This window comes from Paenibacillus sp. fava2, from assembly GCF_058313675.1.
Map to the genome: position 1 here is coordinate 1,131,243 of NZ_CM177755.1, position 13,787 is coordinate 1,145,029.

At 53.4% G+C, this 13,787-nt stretch carries 16 protein-coding genes; 12 read left to right on the forward strand and 4 right to left on the reverse strand.

Going from position 1 to position 13,787, the window contains the following annotated elements; translation table 11 throughout:
* Nucleotides 1-40: 40 nt before the first annotated feature.
* The gene (locus AC4G46_RS04920) at nt 41-1,000 is read right to left on the reverse strand and encodes an MraY family glycosyltransferase (protein WP_491128793.1); all 960 of its coding nucleotides are present in this window, start codon (nt 998-1,000) and stop codon (nt 41-43) included.
* Between the two features lie 137 nt (nt 1,001-1,137).
* Here AC4G46_RS04920 and AC4G46_RS04925 point away from each other — a divergent pair, with 137 nt between their 5' ends.
* Together AC4G46_RS04925 and AC4G46_RS04930 are read left to right on the forward strand one after the other, a co-directional pair.
* On the forward strand, nt 1,138-1,821 hold the full coding sequence (locus tag AC4G46_RS04925; RefSeq protein WP_491126941.1) for a YjjG family noncanonical pyrimidine nucleotidase: 684 nt from the start codon (nt 1,138-1,140) through the stop codon (nt 1,819-1,821).
* A 126-nt stretch (nt 1,822-1,947) separates the two neighbouring features.
* Nucleotides 1,948-2,637 carry a stalk domain-containing protein gene (locus AC4G46_RS04930; protein WP_491126942.1) on the forward strand — a complete coding sequence of 230 codons (690 nt, stop codon included), beginning with the start codon at nt 1,948-1,950 and terminating at the stop codon, nt 2,635-2,637.
* Nucleotides 2,638-2,754: 117 nt separating this feature from the next.
* Here AC4G46_RS04930 and AC4G46_RS04935 read toward each other — a convergent pair whose 3' ends face one another.
* Nucleotides 2,755-3,741: a ring-cleaving dioxygenase gene (locus tag AC4G46_RS04935; protein ID WP_491126943.1), complete on the reverse strand. Its 987-nt coding sequence runs from the start codon at nt 3,739-3,741 to the stop codon at nt 2,755-2,757.
* A 240-nt stretch (nt 3,742-3,981) separates the two neighbouring features.
* Here AC4G46_RS04935 and AC4G46_RS04940 point away from each other — a divergent pair, with 240 nt between their 5' ends.
* Both AC4G46_RS04940 and AC4G46_RS04945 read left to right on the forward strand, forming a co-directional pair.
* Nucleotides 3,982-4,809 (forward strand): AAC(3) family N-acetyltransferase, encoded by an 828-nt coding sequence (locus tag AC4G46_RS04940; RefSeq protein ID WP_491126944.1) that lies wholly within the window; start codon nt 3,982-3,984, stop codon nt 4,807-4,809.
* 745 nt (nt 4,810-5,554) lie between these two features.
* Nucleotides 5,555-5,758 carry a hypothetical protein gene (locus tag AC4G46_RS04945; RefSeq protein ID WP_491126945.1) on the forward strand — a complete coding sequence of 68 codons (204 nt, stop codon included), beginning with the start codon at nt 5,555-5,557 and terminating at the stop codon, nt 5,756-5,758.
* 137 nt (nt 5,759-5,895) lie between these two features.
* Here the strand turns inward: AC4G46_RS04945 and AC4G46_RS04950 are convergent, their stop codons facing one another.
* Nucleotides 5,896-6,066, reverse strand: coding sequence for a hypothetical protein (locus AC4G46_RS04950; RefSeq protein WP_491126946.1), 171 nt, complete (start codon nt 6,064-6,066; stop codon nt 5,896-5,898).
* A gap of 258 nt (nt 6,067-6,324) precedes the next feature.
* Here AC4G46_RS04950 and AC4G46_RS04955 point away from each other — a divergent pair, with 258 nt between their 5' ends.
* The 8 genes from AC4G46_RS04955 (at nt 6,325) to AC4G46_RS04990 (ending at nt 12,793) form a co-directional block, all read left to right on the forward strand.
* Nucleotides 6,325-7,743, forward strand: coding sequence for an RtcB family protein (locus AC4G46_RS04955; protein ID WP_491126947.1), 1,419 nt, complete (start codon nt 6,325-6,327; stop codon nt 7,741-7,743).
* 114 nt (nt 7,744-7,857) lie between these two features.
* Entirely contained in the window at nt 7,858-8,790 is a 933-nt protein-coding gene (locus tag AC4G46_RS04960; protein WP_491126948.1) for a manganese-dependent inorganic pyrophosphatase, read from the forward strand.
* A gap of 163 nt (nt 8,791-8,953) precedes the next feature.
* On the forward strand, nt 8,954-9,391 hold the full coding sequence (locus tag AC4G46_RS04965; protein WP_491126949.1) for an RrF2 family transcriptional regulator: 438 nt from the start codon (nt 8,954-8,956) through the stop codon (nt 9,389-9,391).
* Between the two features lie 148 nt (nt 9,392-9,539).
* Nucleotides 9,540-10,187 carry a nitroreductase family protein gene (locus AC4G46_RS04970; protein ID WP_491126950.1) on the forward strand — a complete coding sequence of 216 codons (648 nt, stop codon included), beginning with the start codon at nt 9,540-9,542 and terminating at the stop codon, nt 10,185-10,187.
* A gap of 8 nt (nt 10,188-10,195) precedes the next feature.
* Nucleotides 10,196-10,453 carry a hypothetical protein gene (locus AC4G46_RS04975; RefSeq protein WP_491126951.1) on the forward strand — a complete coding sequence of 86 codons (258 nt, stop codon included), beginning with the start codon at nt 10,196-10,198 and terminating at the stop codon, nt 10,451-10,453.
* Nucleotides 10,413-11,114 (forward strand): pirin family protein, encoded by a 702-nt coding sequence (locus tag AC4G46_RS04980; RefSeq protein WP_491126952.1) that lies wholly within the window; start codon nt 10,413-10,415, stop codon nt 11,112-11,114. The genes AC4G46_RS04975 and AC4G46_RS04980 overlap by 41 nt, the downstream gene beginning before the upstream one ends.
* Before the next feature lie 39 nt (nt 11,115-11,153).
* The gene (locus AC4G46_RS04985; RefSeq protein ID WP_491126953.1) at nt 11,154-11,483 is read left to right on the forward strand and encodes a hypothetical protein; all 330 of its coding nucleotides are present in this window, start codon (nt 11,154-11,156) and stop codon (nt 11,481-11,483) included.
* Nucleotides 11,484-11,698: 215 nt separating this feature from the next.
* Nucleotides 11,699-12,793 (forward strand): Leu/Phe/Val dehydrogenase, encoded by a 1,095-nt coding sequence (locus tag AC4G46_RS04990; protein WP_221802276.1) that lies wholly within the window; start codon nt 11,699-11,701, stop codon nt 12,791-12,793.
* A 123-nt stretch (nt 12,794-12,916) separates the two neighbouring features.
* Here AC4G46_RS04990 and AC4G46_RS04995 read toward each other — a convergent pair whose 3' ends face one another.
* Nucleotides 12,917-13,648: a peptidylprolyl isomerase gene (locus AC4G46_RS04995; protein ID WP_491126954.1), complete on the reverse strand. Its 732-nt coding sequence runs from the start codon at nt 13,646-13,648 to the stop codon at nt 12,917-12,919.
* Nucleotides 13,649-13,787: the final 139 nt, after the last annotated feature.

Below are 13,787 nucleotides of genomic sequence, written 5' to 3' on the forward strand. Positions count from 1 at the left end.
AGGTGTTGCTGTTTGGGGCAGCACGCTGCTGCAAAGTCCGTTATGTTTCAATCAGCAGCAGAATAATGGAGGACAGCGACAGGCAGACGCTGACCAGATAGAGCACGGCAACGACCTGCTTCTGGTTCAGGCCGGCCTTGAGCAGCCGGTAGTGCACCTGGCTGGCATCGGCCTGATAGATCGCTTTGCCCTGGAGGAACCTCTTGATCACGACAAACAAATTGTCGAAGATCGGCACGCCGAGCGCCAGGATCGGGATGAACAGGGAAAGCACCGTAGCCTGCTTAAAGGCACCGTCCAGCGCGATGACTGCCAGAATGAAGCCCATGAACGTGGCGCCGGCATCGCCCATGAAGATTTTGGCCGGAGCTTTGTTGAAGCGCAGATAAGCCAGTGTGACACCCACAAGGGAAATCGCCATGATTGCGGAAGCGGATTGACCCTTGGTGAGCGCAACGATAAACAGTGTAACGGCTGAAATTGCTGTAAGCCCGCCGGCCAGCCCGTCCATGCCGTCAGAGAAGTTAATTACTGTAGTCACACCGAAGATCCATACGATCGTCAGAATGAACTGCAGGATGAACGGCAGGGAGACATAATCTCCCGAGAACGGGTTGATGAAGCCGGTAAAAGCATTGCCGGACAGAAAGACAAGAATGGCTGCCGCAATCTGAACGATGAACTTGGGCAATGCCGGGAAATCCTTGCCTTTGGTCTTGTACCAGTCATCAATAGTACCTATAGTGAGCAGGAGCACCCCGCCGATGAAGAGGGCGAGCGTCTCCAGCGAGAAATCACGGGCGAACAGCAGGTATGTAATGAAAAAGCCGATAAATATCGCATAGCTGGCTGTCAGAGGGATAGGCTCCCTGTGGATTTTACGCTCTACATCCTCCCGGGGCCTGTCCACAAAATCAAGCCGGAATGCAAGCCTGCCGAGCGGAGGAATGAGCAGATAAACGATACAAAACGATACCAGAAACGCCAAAACGTAAAAAATGACAATCACCACCGTTGATTTTTTAAAAAGATAAGCTTAAGATGTACCACGATAAATTGTCTTATGAGCAGGGCTGTCTAGATTATATCTCAGAGTGCAATAACTTGTCGATTGTACAACCATTTTGGAGGCGGATGATGAAATACGACGTAATTCTGTTTGATGCTGACGATACGCTGTTTGATTATGGAATGGCTGAAGGGCAGGCGTTTCTGAATGTGTTCACCCACTTCGGGCTGCCGGCTGGAGCAGAGGAGTATGCTGCGAGCTATCAGGAGATTAACCGTGCGCTGTGGGCCGATCTGGAGGCGGGGCAGATTACCTCTGCAGCGCTGCGGGTGGAGCGTTTTAACCGGCTGTTTGTCCGGCATAATCTGGAGTACAATCCGGAGGAATTCAGCGAGGCTTATTTGCGTTTTCTGGGGGAAGGCACGTTTCTGATCCAGGGGGCGGTCGAGCTGTGCGGGGCGCTTGAAGGCTGCAGGCTGGCAATTATTACGAACGGAATCAAGGATGTGCAGCTGTCGAGAATTAAAGGCTCGCCGCTTGCGGGCACGTTTGAGCAGATTATTATTTCGGAGGAAGCGGGTTATCAGAAGCCGGCGGCCGGGATATTTGATTATGCTTTTGACAAGCTGGGCATTTCCGATAAAAGCAGGGTGCTGATTGTGGGAGATTCACTGACCTCGGATATCCGCGGCGGGGTTAACTATGGAATTGATACCTGCTGGTTCAATCCTCTAGGAAAGACTAACAGTGCCGGTGTTGTGCCGGACTATGAAATCCGTGAACTGGCGGAGCTGCTGGATATTGTTAAGTGATTAATATAGACGTATGCGGCAGGTGTTTTGCCCTGATAAAAGGTTGGAAGACTTCTTCCGGTGTTAAATATATTAGGACGCAGTATTTATAGCTACATCATCCCAGTGAACAGGAGAGGATTTCTCATGAAAATGAACCGGAAATGGCTGATCGCCGCGGTTGCCGCCGGTATGGCGCTTACCGGATCAGCCGGTGTATATGCCGGAGCCAAGCTTCAGGAGATTAAGGCCTATCTGAACAACAGCATTGGAGTAGTGGTTGACGGCACGCCATACTGGCTGAGAGACGGCAACGGCAAAACCTTAAGGCCAATAACGTACGAGGGCCTTACGTATTTGCCGGTCCGCTCGGTTGCGGAGGCGTTGAATGTGCCGATTACGTATGATGCGGTAAACTATAAAGTCCGGATCGGCACTGGTGCGGATGCGGGGACCTCTGCCGGTTCTGGCTCTGGCTCCGGTTCAGGTTCAGGCACTGCTGCGCCTGTGGAGAGCACGGTGCGGCCGGTCAACCTGCCGCAGGATTTTCCGATTCCGGGTGATGCTATCATCGCAACGACACTGGATACCGATTCGGGCGGCGTGAAGAAGGCTGCCTTCAGCTATTCCACACAGGAATCGCTGGAGACGATGGGCTTCGTCTACAGTGAATATGCCAAAATCAAACGGCTCGACAATGCCTCGCAGACTGTGTCGGCAACAACGGTGAAGATTACCGGCCGGCTGGGCGGCATAAGTCCGGTCTCGATTACGGGCAAGCCGTCTACGGCCCGGCCCGGCTTCAATATTTTCACCATTACCTGGTCGGAGAGCTGACCGCTTCTGCGGCTGTCTGAAGCTGGAGCGGACCGGGAATAGGTGCAACAGAAACAGCTGCGTTCCTGTGCGGAACGCAGCTGTTTGGGCTGAGCTGGGTTACATTCTGGTTCTATGTCATTGCTGCTGCCGGGTGTCGAGCGGCTTGAGGTAAGCTTCGATCTGATCCCGTTTCGCTTCCAGGAATGGAGGCAGGGCGAGGGCTTCGCCGAGATGCTCCAGCGGCTCATCGGTCGCGAAGCCGGGGCCGTCCGTAGCCAGCTCGAACAGGATGCCGTTCGGCTCACGGAAGTACAGGGACCGGAAGTAAAAGCGGTCCACAAAGCCGGAATTGGGCAGCTGGACTGTGCGGATACGCTCGATCCATAATTTCAGTTCCGTCTCATTATCCACCCGGAAGGCAACGTGATGCACACCGCCCCGGCCCAGGCGCTCCTGCGGCAGATCGCTGCGCTCCTCCAGATGGACCTCGGCACCGGAGCCGCCTTCTCCGGTTTCAAATACGACGATGTCCGGCTGTCCGGCCGCCGGTGAAGGATAGCTTCCTTTGCGGCGGAAGCCGAGCAGATCCTGGAGGATGAGCGTTGTCGGTTCGGCATCCTCAACGGTCAGATGGGCTGGCCCAAGACCGGTGATGCCATATTCCGCCGGCACAGGACTGGCCGGCCATGGCTTGCCGCCGGCAACTCCCTGGTTGTTCTGGTCGGAGACCAGCAGAAACCGCTGGCCTTCATGGTCGCGGAAGCCAAGGGTAAGGCGGCCGCCGCGGTCAGTGATTGTGCTGTCGTGGTCTACATTGAAGGCTGTAAACCGTTCTTTCCAGTAATCCAGCGCCTTATCGTCCGGTACACGCAGCGACAGGGCGGAGATGCTGTTATTGCCGTCCCGGTTGCGTCCGGCGTTCGGAAGCTCAAAGAAGGTCAGCTCTGTGCCCGGATTGCCGGCTTCATCGCCGTAGAACAGGTGGTAGACGGAGATGTCATCCTGGTTGACTGTTTTTTTGATCAGCCGGAGTCCCAGCACTTCAGTGTAGAATTTGTAGTTTTCCGGAGCTTTGGCTGTAATGGCGGATACATGGTGAAGGCCTTTTAATGTTAAACTCATTGTAGATCCTCCTCGGATTTGTGATGTTATGGAATGATGTAAGCGTATTTTTGAATATTGTGAGTGAAGGGACAACTGGAATAGACAGAGTTCGTAAATGCTTTTTCATTATTTACACAATGTTGCAGCGTTAATATTGGGTCAATAGGTGAATTAAATTAAGTTACTATAATTTTAATAGTTAGTTTATTAAATTGCAAGTGGAAACTATATATCGACCGTAAAAAGGAGAATACCGCAATGTATACGAAAGCCAGCCTGCTCAAACAGCTGAAGGAACTTCAGATTAATCCCCAAGGAACGCTGCTGGTTCATTCCTCACTAAAAAGCATTGGACCCGTAGAAGGTGGCGCAGATACCGTGCTGGATGTGCTGTCCGAATATATGAAGGAAGGGCTGCTTGTCCTGCCGACACATACCTGGTCGTATATTGATGCAGCGAATCCGCGCTTCTCCGTACAGGATTCACCATCCTGCGTAGGAGTTCTGCCCGAGCTGTTCCGGGCGCGTCCGGGTGTTATCCGTTCCTGGCACCCGACCCACTCGGTGGCTGCCCTTGGGCAGGATGCCGAAGCTTTTACCGCGGGGGATTACCGCTGGGATACTCCCTGTGCCCGCGGATCGGTCTACGGCAAGCTGCTGGACCGTGAGGCGGAGATCATGCTGCTTGGCGTGGATCTGCGGAGGAATACGTTCATTCACGGCATTGAGGAATGGGTGGACATTCCGGGGAGAATGACCGATGAACCGGAGCAGCTGTACACGATTACGCCGGACGGAACCGAGATCCCTGTGCCGTCGCGCAAACACTGCGGGCTGTCGTGGTCCCAGCATTTCTGGAAGGTGGAGCATGTGCTGGAGGACGGCGGAGCGCTGCGCAGGGGGCATTTCGGCGCTGCTCCTGTCATGATCTGCGGTGCAGCGGAAACTACAGACATCATAAGCGGCATGCTGGCCGGGAACCCGGATCTGTTCGGAGACAATGAGCCGCTGGATGGCCAGGCCGTACCTGATCCCCTGCCCAGGACTTTGCGTGGATTGCCGCGGTCGGGTGCCGGGCAGGGCTAGATGATCATAGCTAAAAGGCTGGCGCAGAATTCAGTGCCAGGTGATTATAGCTGGATGCTAGCGCAGAATTCTCCCTCCCAGCTCAGCCCGGGAACTAACGGGTGGTTTCATTGCCGTATTAGTTAGAGGTATGGAAAGAGTATCAGTATGCAGGCTTATGATATCGATGTGTACTGACGATTCTGGAGGTTGACAGCTTCTGGAAAACCATGGTAAGCTGGCTACAAATTTACGCCGCAGATGGCATAGGGAGGAGCAGGAACAATGCAGACATTGAACAGGGATGAACAAGTTAGCCAACGATTTGACCGTGAGCTAACGATACCTTTCACGCGTCCGGCATATTCCTATCCAGAGGAAACTCAGGATTCACGCAGCACTCCCGTGCCTTGGGTCAGGCAGATCTGATTCTGCCGCCAAATCTATGGCAATACCGGGATTTCAGGCTGCGTGCACCGCAGCCTTTTTCTTTGACCTTGTGCAAGGGCGGAGAGAAGGGCGGCGCGACGCAGCCTTTTTGTTGTTCTTAGATATTGAGTAAACAAGGCTTAAGGGGAAAAATCCCACTAATTGTCCTGAAACTTGAGCAATAGAGCTGAAGTAGGGGGGGAATCCCTTTGATTCGAGGTGCAAGCGGTCCAAATGCTGAAATCAAAGGGAAAAATCCCTTTGATCCGAGGTGCAAGCGGCCAAATGTTGAAATCAAAGGGAAAAATCCCTTTGATCCGAGGTGCAGGCGGGCCGAATGCTGAAATCAAAGGGAAAAATCCCTTTGATCCGAGGTGCAAGCGGCCAAATGTTGAAATCAAAGGGAAAAATCCCTTTGATCCGAGGCGCAAGCGGGCCAAATATTGAAATCAAAGGGAAAAATCCCTTTGAACCCACACCTAGCCAATCCCACATCCCTGAAAGGAGAGAGAAGAATGAGCAAACTAATCACCTGGAATGAGCAGCAGTTAGAGCGGACAGCAGGGCTTGGCATACAGACGGGCACAGGTATGGGCAATGAACAAGATCCTGCTCCGCAATCAGCCCCAGCTCCAGTTCTGGCTCTGGAATCCGATCTATTTCTAGCTACAGCTCTAGCTATAACCCCGGAATCCGATCCGGTTTTAGACATAACGCCAGCTCCATCGCCAGCTCCATCGCCAGCTCCATCGCCAGCTCTATCGCCAGCTCCAGCTCCGGCTCTAAACCCGGCAGCCGATATCGAGCGAGGCCTCTACCCGCAACCCTTTCGCTTCCGTTCCGCCGCATTCAGACGGCAGAGCGGGGAGCGCGGGCTCTATCTATCCGGCTGTTATCCGTCTCATTCCGCCATCTCTCCCTCTCACACGGGGCAGAGGTACAGGTCTGGTCTACATTTGCCGCAACACGCATAGCCGTGCTGCAGCAATAGACGTTGAATGAGGCTGCCGGATTGCGCAAGGTTTCGCTATACCTGGTTACAGGTATAGCAGGGACAGCGCAGGCCGGCAGCTTTTTTATATAAACAAAACTATAGGAGGAGAATCAATGAACAGAAAGATCAAATTGCACGGCAGCAATCACTATGAGCTGGAGCTCACGCACGGGTCGCTGCATGTGTTCGCCAATCAGGAAATCTACGAGTCATTCGAAGACAAAGTGTTTGAGATGGCTGACAACAATCTGCGGATTCCGCGCAATAAATATATGGCCTATACACCGGATGCGCATGTCGGCGTGGGAACCTGCATCGGCACAACGGCGGTGTGGAACATGAAGGACGGGATGGTCTCGCCTTCGATTGTCGGTGTAGATATCGGCTGCGGGATGCGTGTGCACACGACACCGCTGCATAAGCGGGATCTGCAGGATAAGGAGGTCCGCCGCAGACTGATCGAAGCGATTGAAAAATATGTGCCAACGAACGAACGGGTCAACAGCAATTATGCCGACATCGATATTATGGAGGTTGTACGCAGTGGCCTGAACGGTCTGCCGGATAAATATATCCCTTCGCCGCAATGGATCACCCATGTGGAGGAGAGCAACTTCCGTTATGACCATACTGCGCTTGAGCAGCTGCCGCCTAAAATCCGCAAAAACGCCCACGGCCAGCTCGGCACCCTGGGGAGCGGTAATCATTTTTGCGAGATTCAGTACCTGGAAATTGCCGAGGAGCACAAAGAGCTGGCAGCACAATGGGGGCTCTTCGACGGCGGTGTTGTGGTTATGATCCATTCCGGCTCGCGTGCCTGGGGGGCGATGGTCGGCCGTGAACACACAAAAACCATCAAGGAAGCGATGCATCTGTGGGGTGTAACGAACCCTGATCCGAACCTGAATTATGCGCCGATCAGCAGCCGCGAGGGCCAGACATACTTGAATCTGATGTACTCTGCGCTGAACTTTGCCGTGACGAACCGGCATATGATTGCGTTCGGGGTGCGGGAGGCTTTTCGCGAGCTGTACGGGCCGCAGTTTGAAATGCCGGTGCTGTATGATTTGATGCATAACTATGCGTTAAAAGAGTTCCACCGCGGGCAGCCGATGCTGGTGCACCGTAAAGGGGCTACACGGGCGCTGCCGCCGGGGCATTTTTTGAATACGCCGGTGTACAAAGCGACAGGTCATCCGGCGCTCATTCCCGGCTCTATGGGAACCTCGTCTTACATTATGCTCGGCCGCGAGGAGGGCCTGAAGAACTTCTATTCCATCTGCCATGGGGCCGGCAGGGTGCGTTCAAGAAGAGCGACCCGGCTGGCAGTGACCGTAGATGAATTTAGCCAGTCACTGCGGGTGGGTACCGACGAGGAGATTATTGTTAATCACCGCTCCCTGGATACGATTCTTGATGAATGTCCGCAAGCCTATAAGGATGTGGACCAGATTATCGACAGCATCACAGGGGCAGGGCTCGCTGATGTTGTAGCCAAGTGCAAACCGATGGCGGTGATTAAAGGCATTTAGCTGCGAAAAATTATAGAATGCAAGGACAACAAAGACTTCCTGTTCCTTTTCTGGCTTGTCCCTATCAATGTATGGTATATTATTCTCACAAAAAACAAAGTAAGGAGATTGGAAATGGAAAAAACACTCGTCTTTGGACACAAAAATCCGGACACGGATACAATTTGTTCAGCAATTGCTTATGCAGCACTCAAGAAGGAGCTGGGCTGGGATGCTGAAGCGGTACGCCTGGGTGAAGTAAGCGGGGAAACTCAATTCGCGCTGGATCAGTTTGGCACAGCTGCACCCCGTCTCGTTACAAATGTTGCCGGAGAAGCCGCTCAGGTGATTCTGGTTGACCATAACGAACGCCAGCAGAGTGCAGACGGAATTGAGCAGGTCCGTGTAGTTGAAGTAATCGACCACCACCGGATCGCCAACTTCGAAACAGCGCACCCGCTCTACTACCGTGCTGAGCCAGTAGGCTGCACAGCGACTATCCTGAACAAGCTGTACAAAGAAAACGGTGTAGCGATTCCCCGGGAAATCGCCGGTCTGATGCTGTCCGCAATCATTTCCGATTCTTTGCTGTTCAAATCGCCGACCTGCACCGAGCAGGACGTAGCGGCTGCGCGTGAACTGGCTGAAATCGCCGGTGTAAATGCCGAAGAATACGGTTTGGCTATGCTCAAAGCCGGTGCTGACCTCAGCGACAAGAGCATTGCCCAGCTGATCTCCCTGGATGCCAAGGAATTCAAAATGGGAGACTACAAGGTAGAAATCGCCCAGGTCAACGCGGTTGACGTGAACGATGTGCTCTCCAAGCAGACGGAACTGGAAACAGCGCTGACAGCCATTATTGCTGAAAAGGAGCTGGATCTGTTCCTGTTCGTAGTAACTGATATCCTGAACAACGACTCCGTAGGTCTGGCGCTCGGCCGTATCGCCGGTGCAGTTGAGCAGGCTTACAATGTGAAGCTGGATGACAACAAAGCGGTGCTCAAAGGCGTTGTATCCCGCAAATCCCAGATCGTGCCGGTACTCACTGAAACGATCGCCAAGCTGTAGTCAATATAGAAGGGCAAGGAAGCTTACCAGCTGACGGCCCGTGTGTATAGCAGCAAGCCTCTGCCTTGGACCTGTGTTCATTAGGGCGGGGGCTTTCTTTTTGCCAAAAAAGGTGCGGCGTTCTATACTTAACATACAATCAATGAGTCAGAAAGGAGCCCGTATGACAAAAACACGCAGCAGTGGCGCTTCCCAATATAAATCCTTCGGACTGGTACTGCAGGCCTTGGTGGTGCTTGCCCGCAAAGGGGATACCTGTTCAAGCTGTGAAATGGCCGAGCTGCTCTCTTCCGAGGCAACTTTGCTGAGAAAGACGATGGCCAAGCTGACGCGAGCGCAGATTCTGGTAACCAAAGAAGGCCGGGACGGGGGCTACGCGCTTAACTGTGACCCGGAAAAGCTGACCCTTGCCGAGATTTATCAGGCACTGGAGGCAGACGAAGTGTGCAGCAAAGCGGTAAGCGAGACGATGTGCAGCAATCCGCTGGGTGAGCAGATGATGGACGCCTGCGGTGATATTTTTGCCGAAATGGACCGCAGTATCGTGGTTGTGCTGGAAAAATATACGCTGGCTGAAATGGTGCGCAAGGCTGGCTGTTGACAGAAGGCTTTTTTGTGAACTATACTGTGCATAATTAATTACAGTTAAATGTTGGGCAGCATAGGGCATGAAGACGCAGATATTTTTTTGACATTAACTGTGCTTTTATAATCACAGAATTGGAATCAGGAAGAGGAGGAGTTAGACAATGACAACAGAATTGAAGGCGGAAGTGGAGTTCAGTAAGGTGATCCGGGAGCGGCATTCGGTGCGGAAATATGATCCGTCCTGGAAAATTTCCGATGAGGAAATCAAAGCGATTCTGGATGATGCCATTCTGGCCCCGTCCTCATCCAATCTGCAGCCTTGGCGCTTTATTGTTATTACAGATCCGGCGCTGAAGGAGCAGCTGCTTCCGATTGCCCATAACCAGCAGCAGGTTGTCGATGCTTCGGCAACGATTGCTGTAATCGGCGACATCGAGGCTTACCGCAATGCAGACAAAATATATGAGTACGCTGAAGCAGCCGGATATGTTACTGCAGAGGTGGGGGCGGCAATGGCTAAGCGCAGCAGAGACGGATACTCCAGCATGCCGGTCCAGAAGCTGAAGGAAATTGCCCTCGTTGACGGCGGCCTGGTATCCATGCAGCTGATGCTTGCGGCGAAGGCGAAGGGCTACGACACGGTTCCTATGGGCGGCTTCCAACCCGATAAGTTCCGTGAGCTGTTCAGCATTCCTGAACGGTACGAGACTGTAATGCTGATTGCTCTGGGCAAAGCAGCAGCGGAAGGACGCTCCACCGCCAGACTGCCGCTGGAAGAAGTAGTCCAGTGGAACGGATTCGAGGGGTGACTTGAAAAATGAAGGAGTGGCCGGTGTATGCCGGCTGCTCCTTTTTCTTTTGGCAGATGGAGTGCTTTCTCCGGCTGCTAACCGTCATTTTTGGTTTTGCCGGTCTTTCTGCTAAACTATTGTTAGTGCCCTGCAATAATGCAGGCTTTCTACAGCAGAATTTATGCTTCCAGCAATCACTGAATTATGAACTTAAAACGCAACAGACAATCAGGAGGGATCCATATGATCAAGGTTTATCCCGCGGCATCCGCGCACCGGTTTGATCATGGCTGGCTGAAGGGCAGCCACAGCTTCTCGTTCGGGGATTTCTATGATCCGGATAATACGGCTTTTGGTCCTATGCGCGTCTGTAACGATGATACCATTGCACCGGGCAGAGGCTTCGGCGCCCATCCGCATAGCGACATGGAGATCGTCTCCATTGTATTGTCCGGCCGGCTGCGCCATGAGGACAATCTGGGCAATGTGGCGGAGACGGAGTTCGGCGGCGTTCAGCGGATGTCGGCCGGTACCGGGGCGATCCATACCGAACATAATCCTTCGGACACAGAACCAGTGCGGCTGCTGCAGCTGTGGTTCATGCCGCGCACACGCGGTACAGCCCCCTCCTATACAACCGGGCGGTTTGATCCCGCCAGGCTTGAAGGCAGACTGCTGCCGGTGGTTGCCCCGGAGCGCACACCGGAGATAGTAGACATCGCCCAGGATATGACGATTTATCTCGGCCGGGCCGAGTCAGGCCGGGAGCTGACGTTTGAGCAGGAGTCAGGCCGCCGTATTTTCATTTATTTAATTGAAGGACAGGTTAAGCTGCCGGATGATCAGCTTCTGCAGCCGGGAGATTCGGCCCGGATTGAGGGAATCAGCAGGCTTGCGCTAGCCAGTGAAGCTGACACTCTGGTCATGGTTATTGATCTGCCATAGTCAGGTACGGACAATCCCACTATGAAGGAGGAGCCAAAAATGCAGCAGCAGGAGAGGGTGCTGGTGAAGCACTCCGTAACCGGGCGTATGCTTATCAGCAGCACGGATGGAATGACATACACCTTCAGCCCGCAAGGGAAGCTTACGGTGATTAAGCTCTGCGGAGTAAAGGCTGCGCAGGGAGCGGCCGTGGTGGAGCTAAGATCGGAGCTGAATGTGTTCCGGTTTGAAGAGCCGGCCGAGGGCCCGGTGATCAAGCATTGGTATTATGTCGGGGATAACCCTGTTGTATATGATGCGGATGCTCAATGTCTTAGCATCACTATACAATCAGAAATCGAATACCGGCCGGATGAATACTGGGAATAGAGGCGCACCTGCGCTTCTTTTTTTAAGCGTTAAGGATGGCATAGCCGGCTCAACTTGGGGGTAACATCATACGTTATATTGATGTCGGCTATTGGGTTTATTTTGCGTTTTTTCCTAAGAAAAGGACAAATGAACTTGACAACAAAAGTTGAGTATACTAGCTTTGTTATGAAACGTAACACGCATAATGCGATAAGACAGGAGATATGGACATAATGGAATTGTTTGCAGCAATGGAGCGGGACGATTACGAGGAACTGTTGTTTTGCCAGGATAAAGCATCGGGCCTCAAGGCAATTATTGCGATTCACGATACTACACTGGGACCGGCGCTGGGCGGAACGAGAATGTGGACCTACGCTACTGAAGAGGCCGCTATAACCGATGCGCTCCGGCTTGCCAAAGGGATGACCTACAAAAATGCCGTGGCCGGTCTGAACCTGGGCGGCGGTAAAACCGTAATCATCGGCGATCCGAAGAAGGATAAAAATGAAGCCATGTTCCGTGCTTTCGGCAGATACATACAAGGACTTAACGGACGTTACATTACAGCTGAGGATGTTGGAACCACAGAAGCGGATATGGACATTATTCATCAGGAGACCGATTTTGTAACCGGGATTTCGGCTACTTACGGTTCTTCCGGTAACCCGTCACCGGCGACAGCCTACGGGGTCTATCAAGGGATGAAGGCAGCGGCCAAGGCCGCCTTTGGCAGTGACTCGCTGGCGGGCAGAACGGTGGCTGTGCAGGGTGTCGGGAATGTCTCGTTTACGCTGTGCAAATATCTGCATGAGGAAGGCGCAGAGCTGATTGTCACGGATATCAATAAGGAAGCGGTAGCCCGGGCGGTTGAAGCCTATGGCGCCAAGGCGGTTGATCCGGCGGATATTATCAGTGTACAGTGTGATATTTACGCACCTTGCGCGCTTGGAGCGACTATCAACGACGAGTCGCTGCCGCTGCTTAAGGCCAAGGTGGTTGCAGGCGCAGCCAACAACCAGCTGAAGGAGCCGCGCCACGGGGACGCCCTGCATGAGATGGGCATCGTCTACGCGCCCGATTATGTCATTAACGCCGGCGGCGTCATTAATATTGCCGACGAACTGAACGGCTACAATAAGGACCGCGCCTTCAAACAGATCAGCAAAATCTATGACAGCATTACCCGCGTGCTGGAAATTTCGCGTACCAGCGGTATTCCTGCGTATGCCGCAGCAGACCGGCTGGCCGAGGAACGGATTGCCCTGCTGCGCAACAGCCGCAGCACCTTCCTGCGCAATCCGCATCATGCCATCAGCAGAAGATAACAGCAAGCCTGCACCGGAAGCCATCCGGTGCAGGCTGCTGGAACGTAAAGAAGCCCGTCTCCGGTTAACCCGGAGACGGGCTTCTATGCTGTACTGATTGAAGCTCCCCCGGTCAGGATGGAGCTATTCTGTTTTTTCAGGCTCCGGATAAGTAACGCCCAGCGTGTCTACCGTAACCTTGGTCATGACGGGAGGCGTGTCCGGCCGGTCCGAGCTGTCACGCGGCAGGTTAACGATGGCTTGCACGACATCCAGGCCTTCCGTTACCTTGCCGAAGGCGGCATAGCTGCCGTCAAGGTGAGGAGAAGTTGCGGCCATAATGAAGAACTGGGAGCCGCCGGAGTTCATATCCTGGCTTCTGGCCATGGACAGCACACCCTCGGTGTGCAGCAGGTTATTCGTGAAGCCGTTGGCCAAGAATTCGCCTGCAATGCTATATCCCGGACCGCCCATGCCGGTGCCGTCGGGATCACCGCCCTGAATCATAAAGCCCGGGATAACACGGTGGAAAATCGTTCCGTCGTAGAAGCCCTTTTGAATCAGGGAAATGAAGTTGTTTACGGTATTCGGGGCAACCTCAGGGTAGAGCTCAGCCTTGATAATGCCTCCGTTATCCATCTCAATGGTAACGACAGGATGGCTGGCCGTGGCAGACGGGACGCCTTCGGTGGCGGCAGCTGCACCCTCCTGGGGAGCCGGGCTGGCCTGGTTTCCGCCGGTATTGCCTGCTGCATTGTTGTCTGCCGGCTTGCTGCCGCAGCCTGCGGCAAAGACCATCAGCAGGGTCATCATCAGCAGCAGAATGACAGGGGTTCTTCTAATGCGCTTCACGTTGTAAATCTCTCCTTTAATCATGAGTAGGCTGGGTTGCTCATCACTCATCATACATGGTTTGTCCGTCCTGATGCAAAGTCCCGGGAATAACATTGATTTGGCATCACGGGAAAAGAGGTCTAGAATGGTAGATACTTCAGGGTTTAACAGAAGGGACGGT

Coding starts and splice junctions, on each gene's coding strand:
- AC4G46_RS04925 (WP_491126941.1), top strand. CDS start 1,138: ATGAAATACGACGTAATTCTGTTTGATGCTGACGATACGCTGTTTGAT.
- AC4G46_RS04930 (WP_491126942.1), top strand. CDS start 1,948: ATGAAAATGAACCGGAAATGGCTGATCGCCGCGGTTGCCGCCGGTATG.
- AC4G46_RS04935 (WP_491126943.1), bottom strand. CDS start 3,741: ATGAGTTTAACATTAAAAGGCCTTCACCATGTATCCGCCATTACAGCC.
- AC4G46_RS04940 (WP_491126944.1), top strand. CDS start 3,982: ATGTATACGAAAGCCAGCCTGCTCAAACAGCTGAAGGAACTTCAGATT.
- AC4G46_RS04945 (WP_491126945.1), top strand. CDS start 5,555: ATGCTGAAATCAAAGGGAAAAATCCCTTTGATCCGAGGTGCAAGCGGC.
- AC4G46_RS04950 (WP_491126946.1), bottom strand. CDS start 6,066: ATGCGGCGGAACGGAAGCGAAAGGGTTGCGGGTAGAGGCCTCGCTCGA.
- AC4G46_RS04955 (WP_491126947.1), top strand. CDS start 6,325: ATGAACAGAAAGATCAAATTGCACGGCAGCAATCACTATGAGCTGGAG.
- AC4G46_RS04960 (WP_491126948.1), top strand. CDS start 7,858: ATGGAAAAAACACTCGTCTTTGGACACAAAAATCCGGACACGGATACA.
- AC4G46_RS04965 (WP_491126949.1), top strand. CDS start 8,954: ATGACAAAAACACGCAGCAGTGGCGCTTCCCAATATAAATCCTTCGGA.
- AC4G46_RS04970 (WP_491126950.1), top strand. CDS start 9,540: ATGACAACAGAATTGAAGGCGGAAGTGGAGTTCAGTAAGGTGATCCGG.
- AC4G46_RS04975 (WP_491126951.1), top strand. CDS start 10,196: ATGAAGGAGTGGCCGGTGTATGCCGGCTGCTCCTTTTTCTTTTGGCAG.
- AC4G46_RS04980 (WP_491126952.1), top strand. CDS start 10,413: ATGATCAAGGTTTATCCCGCGGCATCCGCGCACCGGTTTGATCATGGC.
- AC4G46_RS04985 (WP_491126953.1), top strand. CDS start 11,154: ATGCAGCAGCAGGAGAGGGTGCTGGTGAAGCACTCCGTAACCGGGCGT.
- AC4G46_RS04990 (WP_221802276.1), top strand. CDS start 11,699: ATGGAATTGTTTGCAGCAATGGAGCGGGACGATTACGAGGAACTGTTG.
- AC4G46_RS04995 (WP_491126954.1), bottom strand. CDS start 13,648: ATGATTAAAGGAGAGATTTACAACGTGAAGCGCATTAGAAGAACCCCT.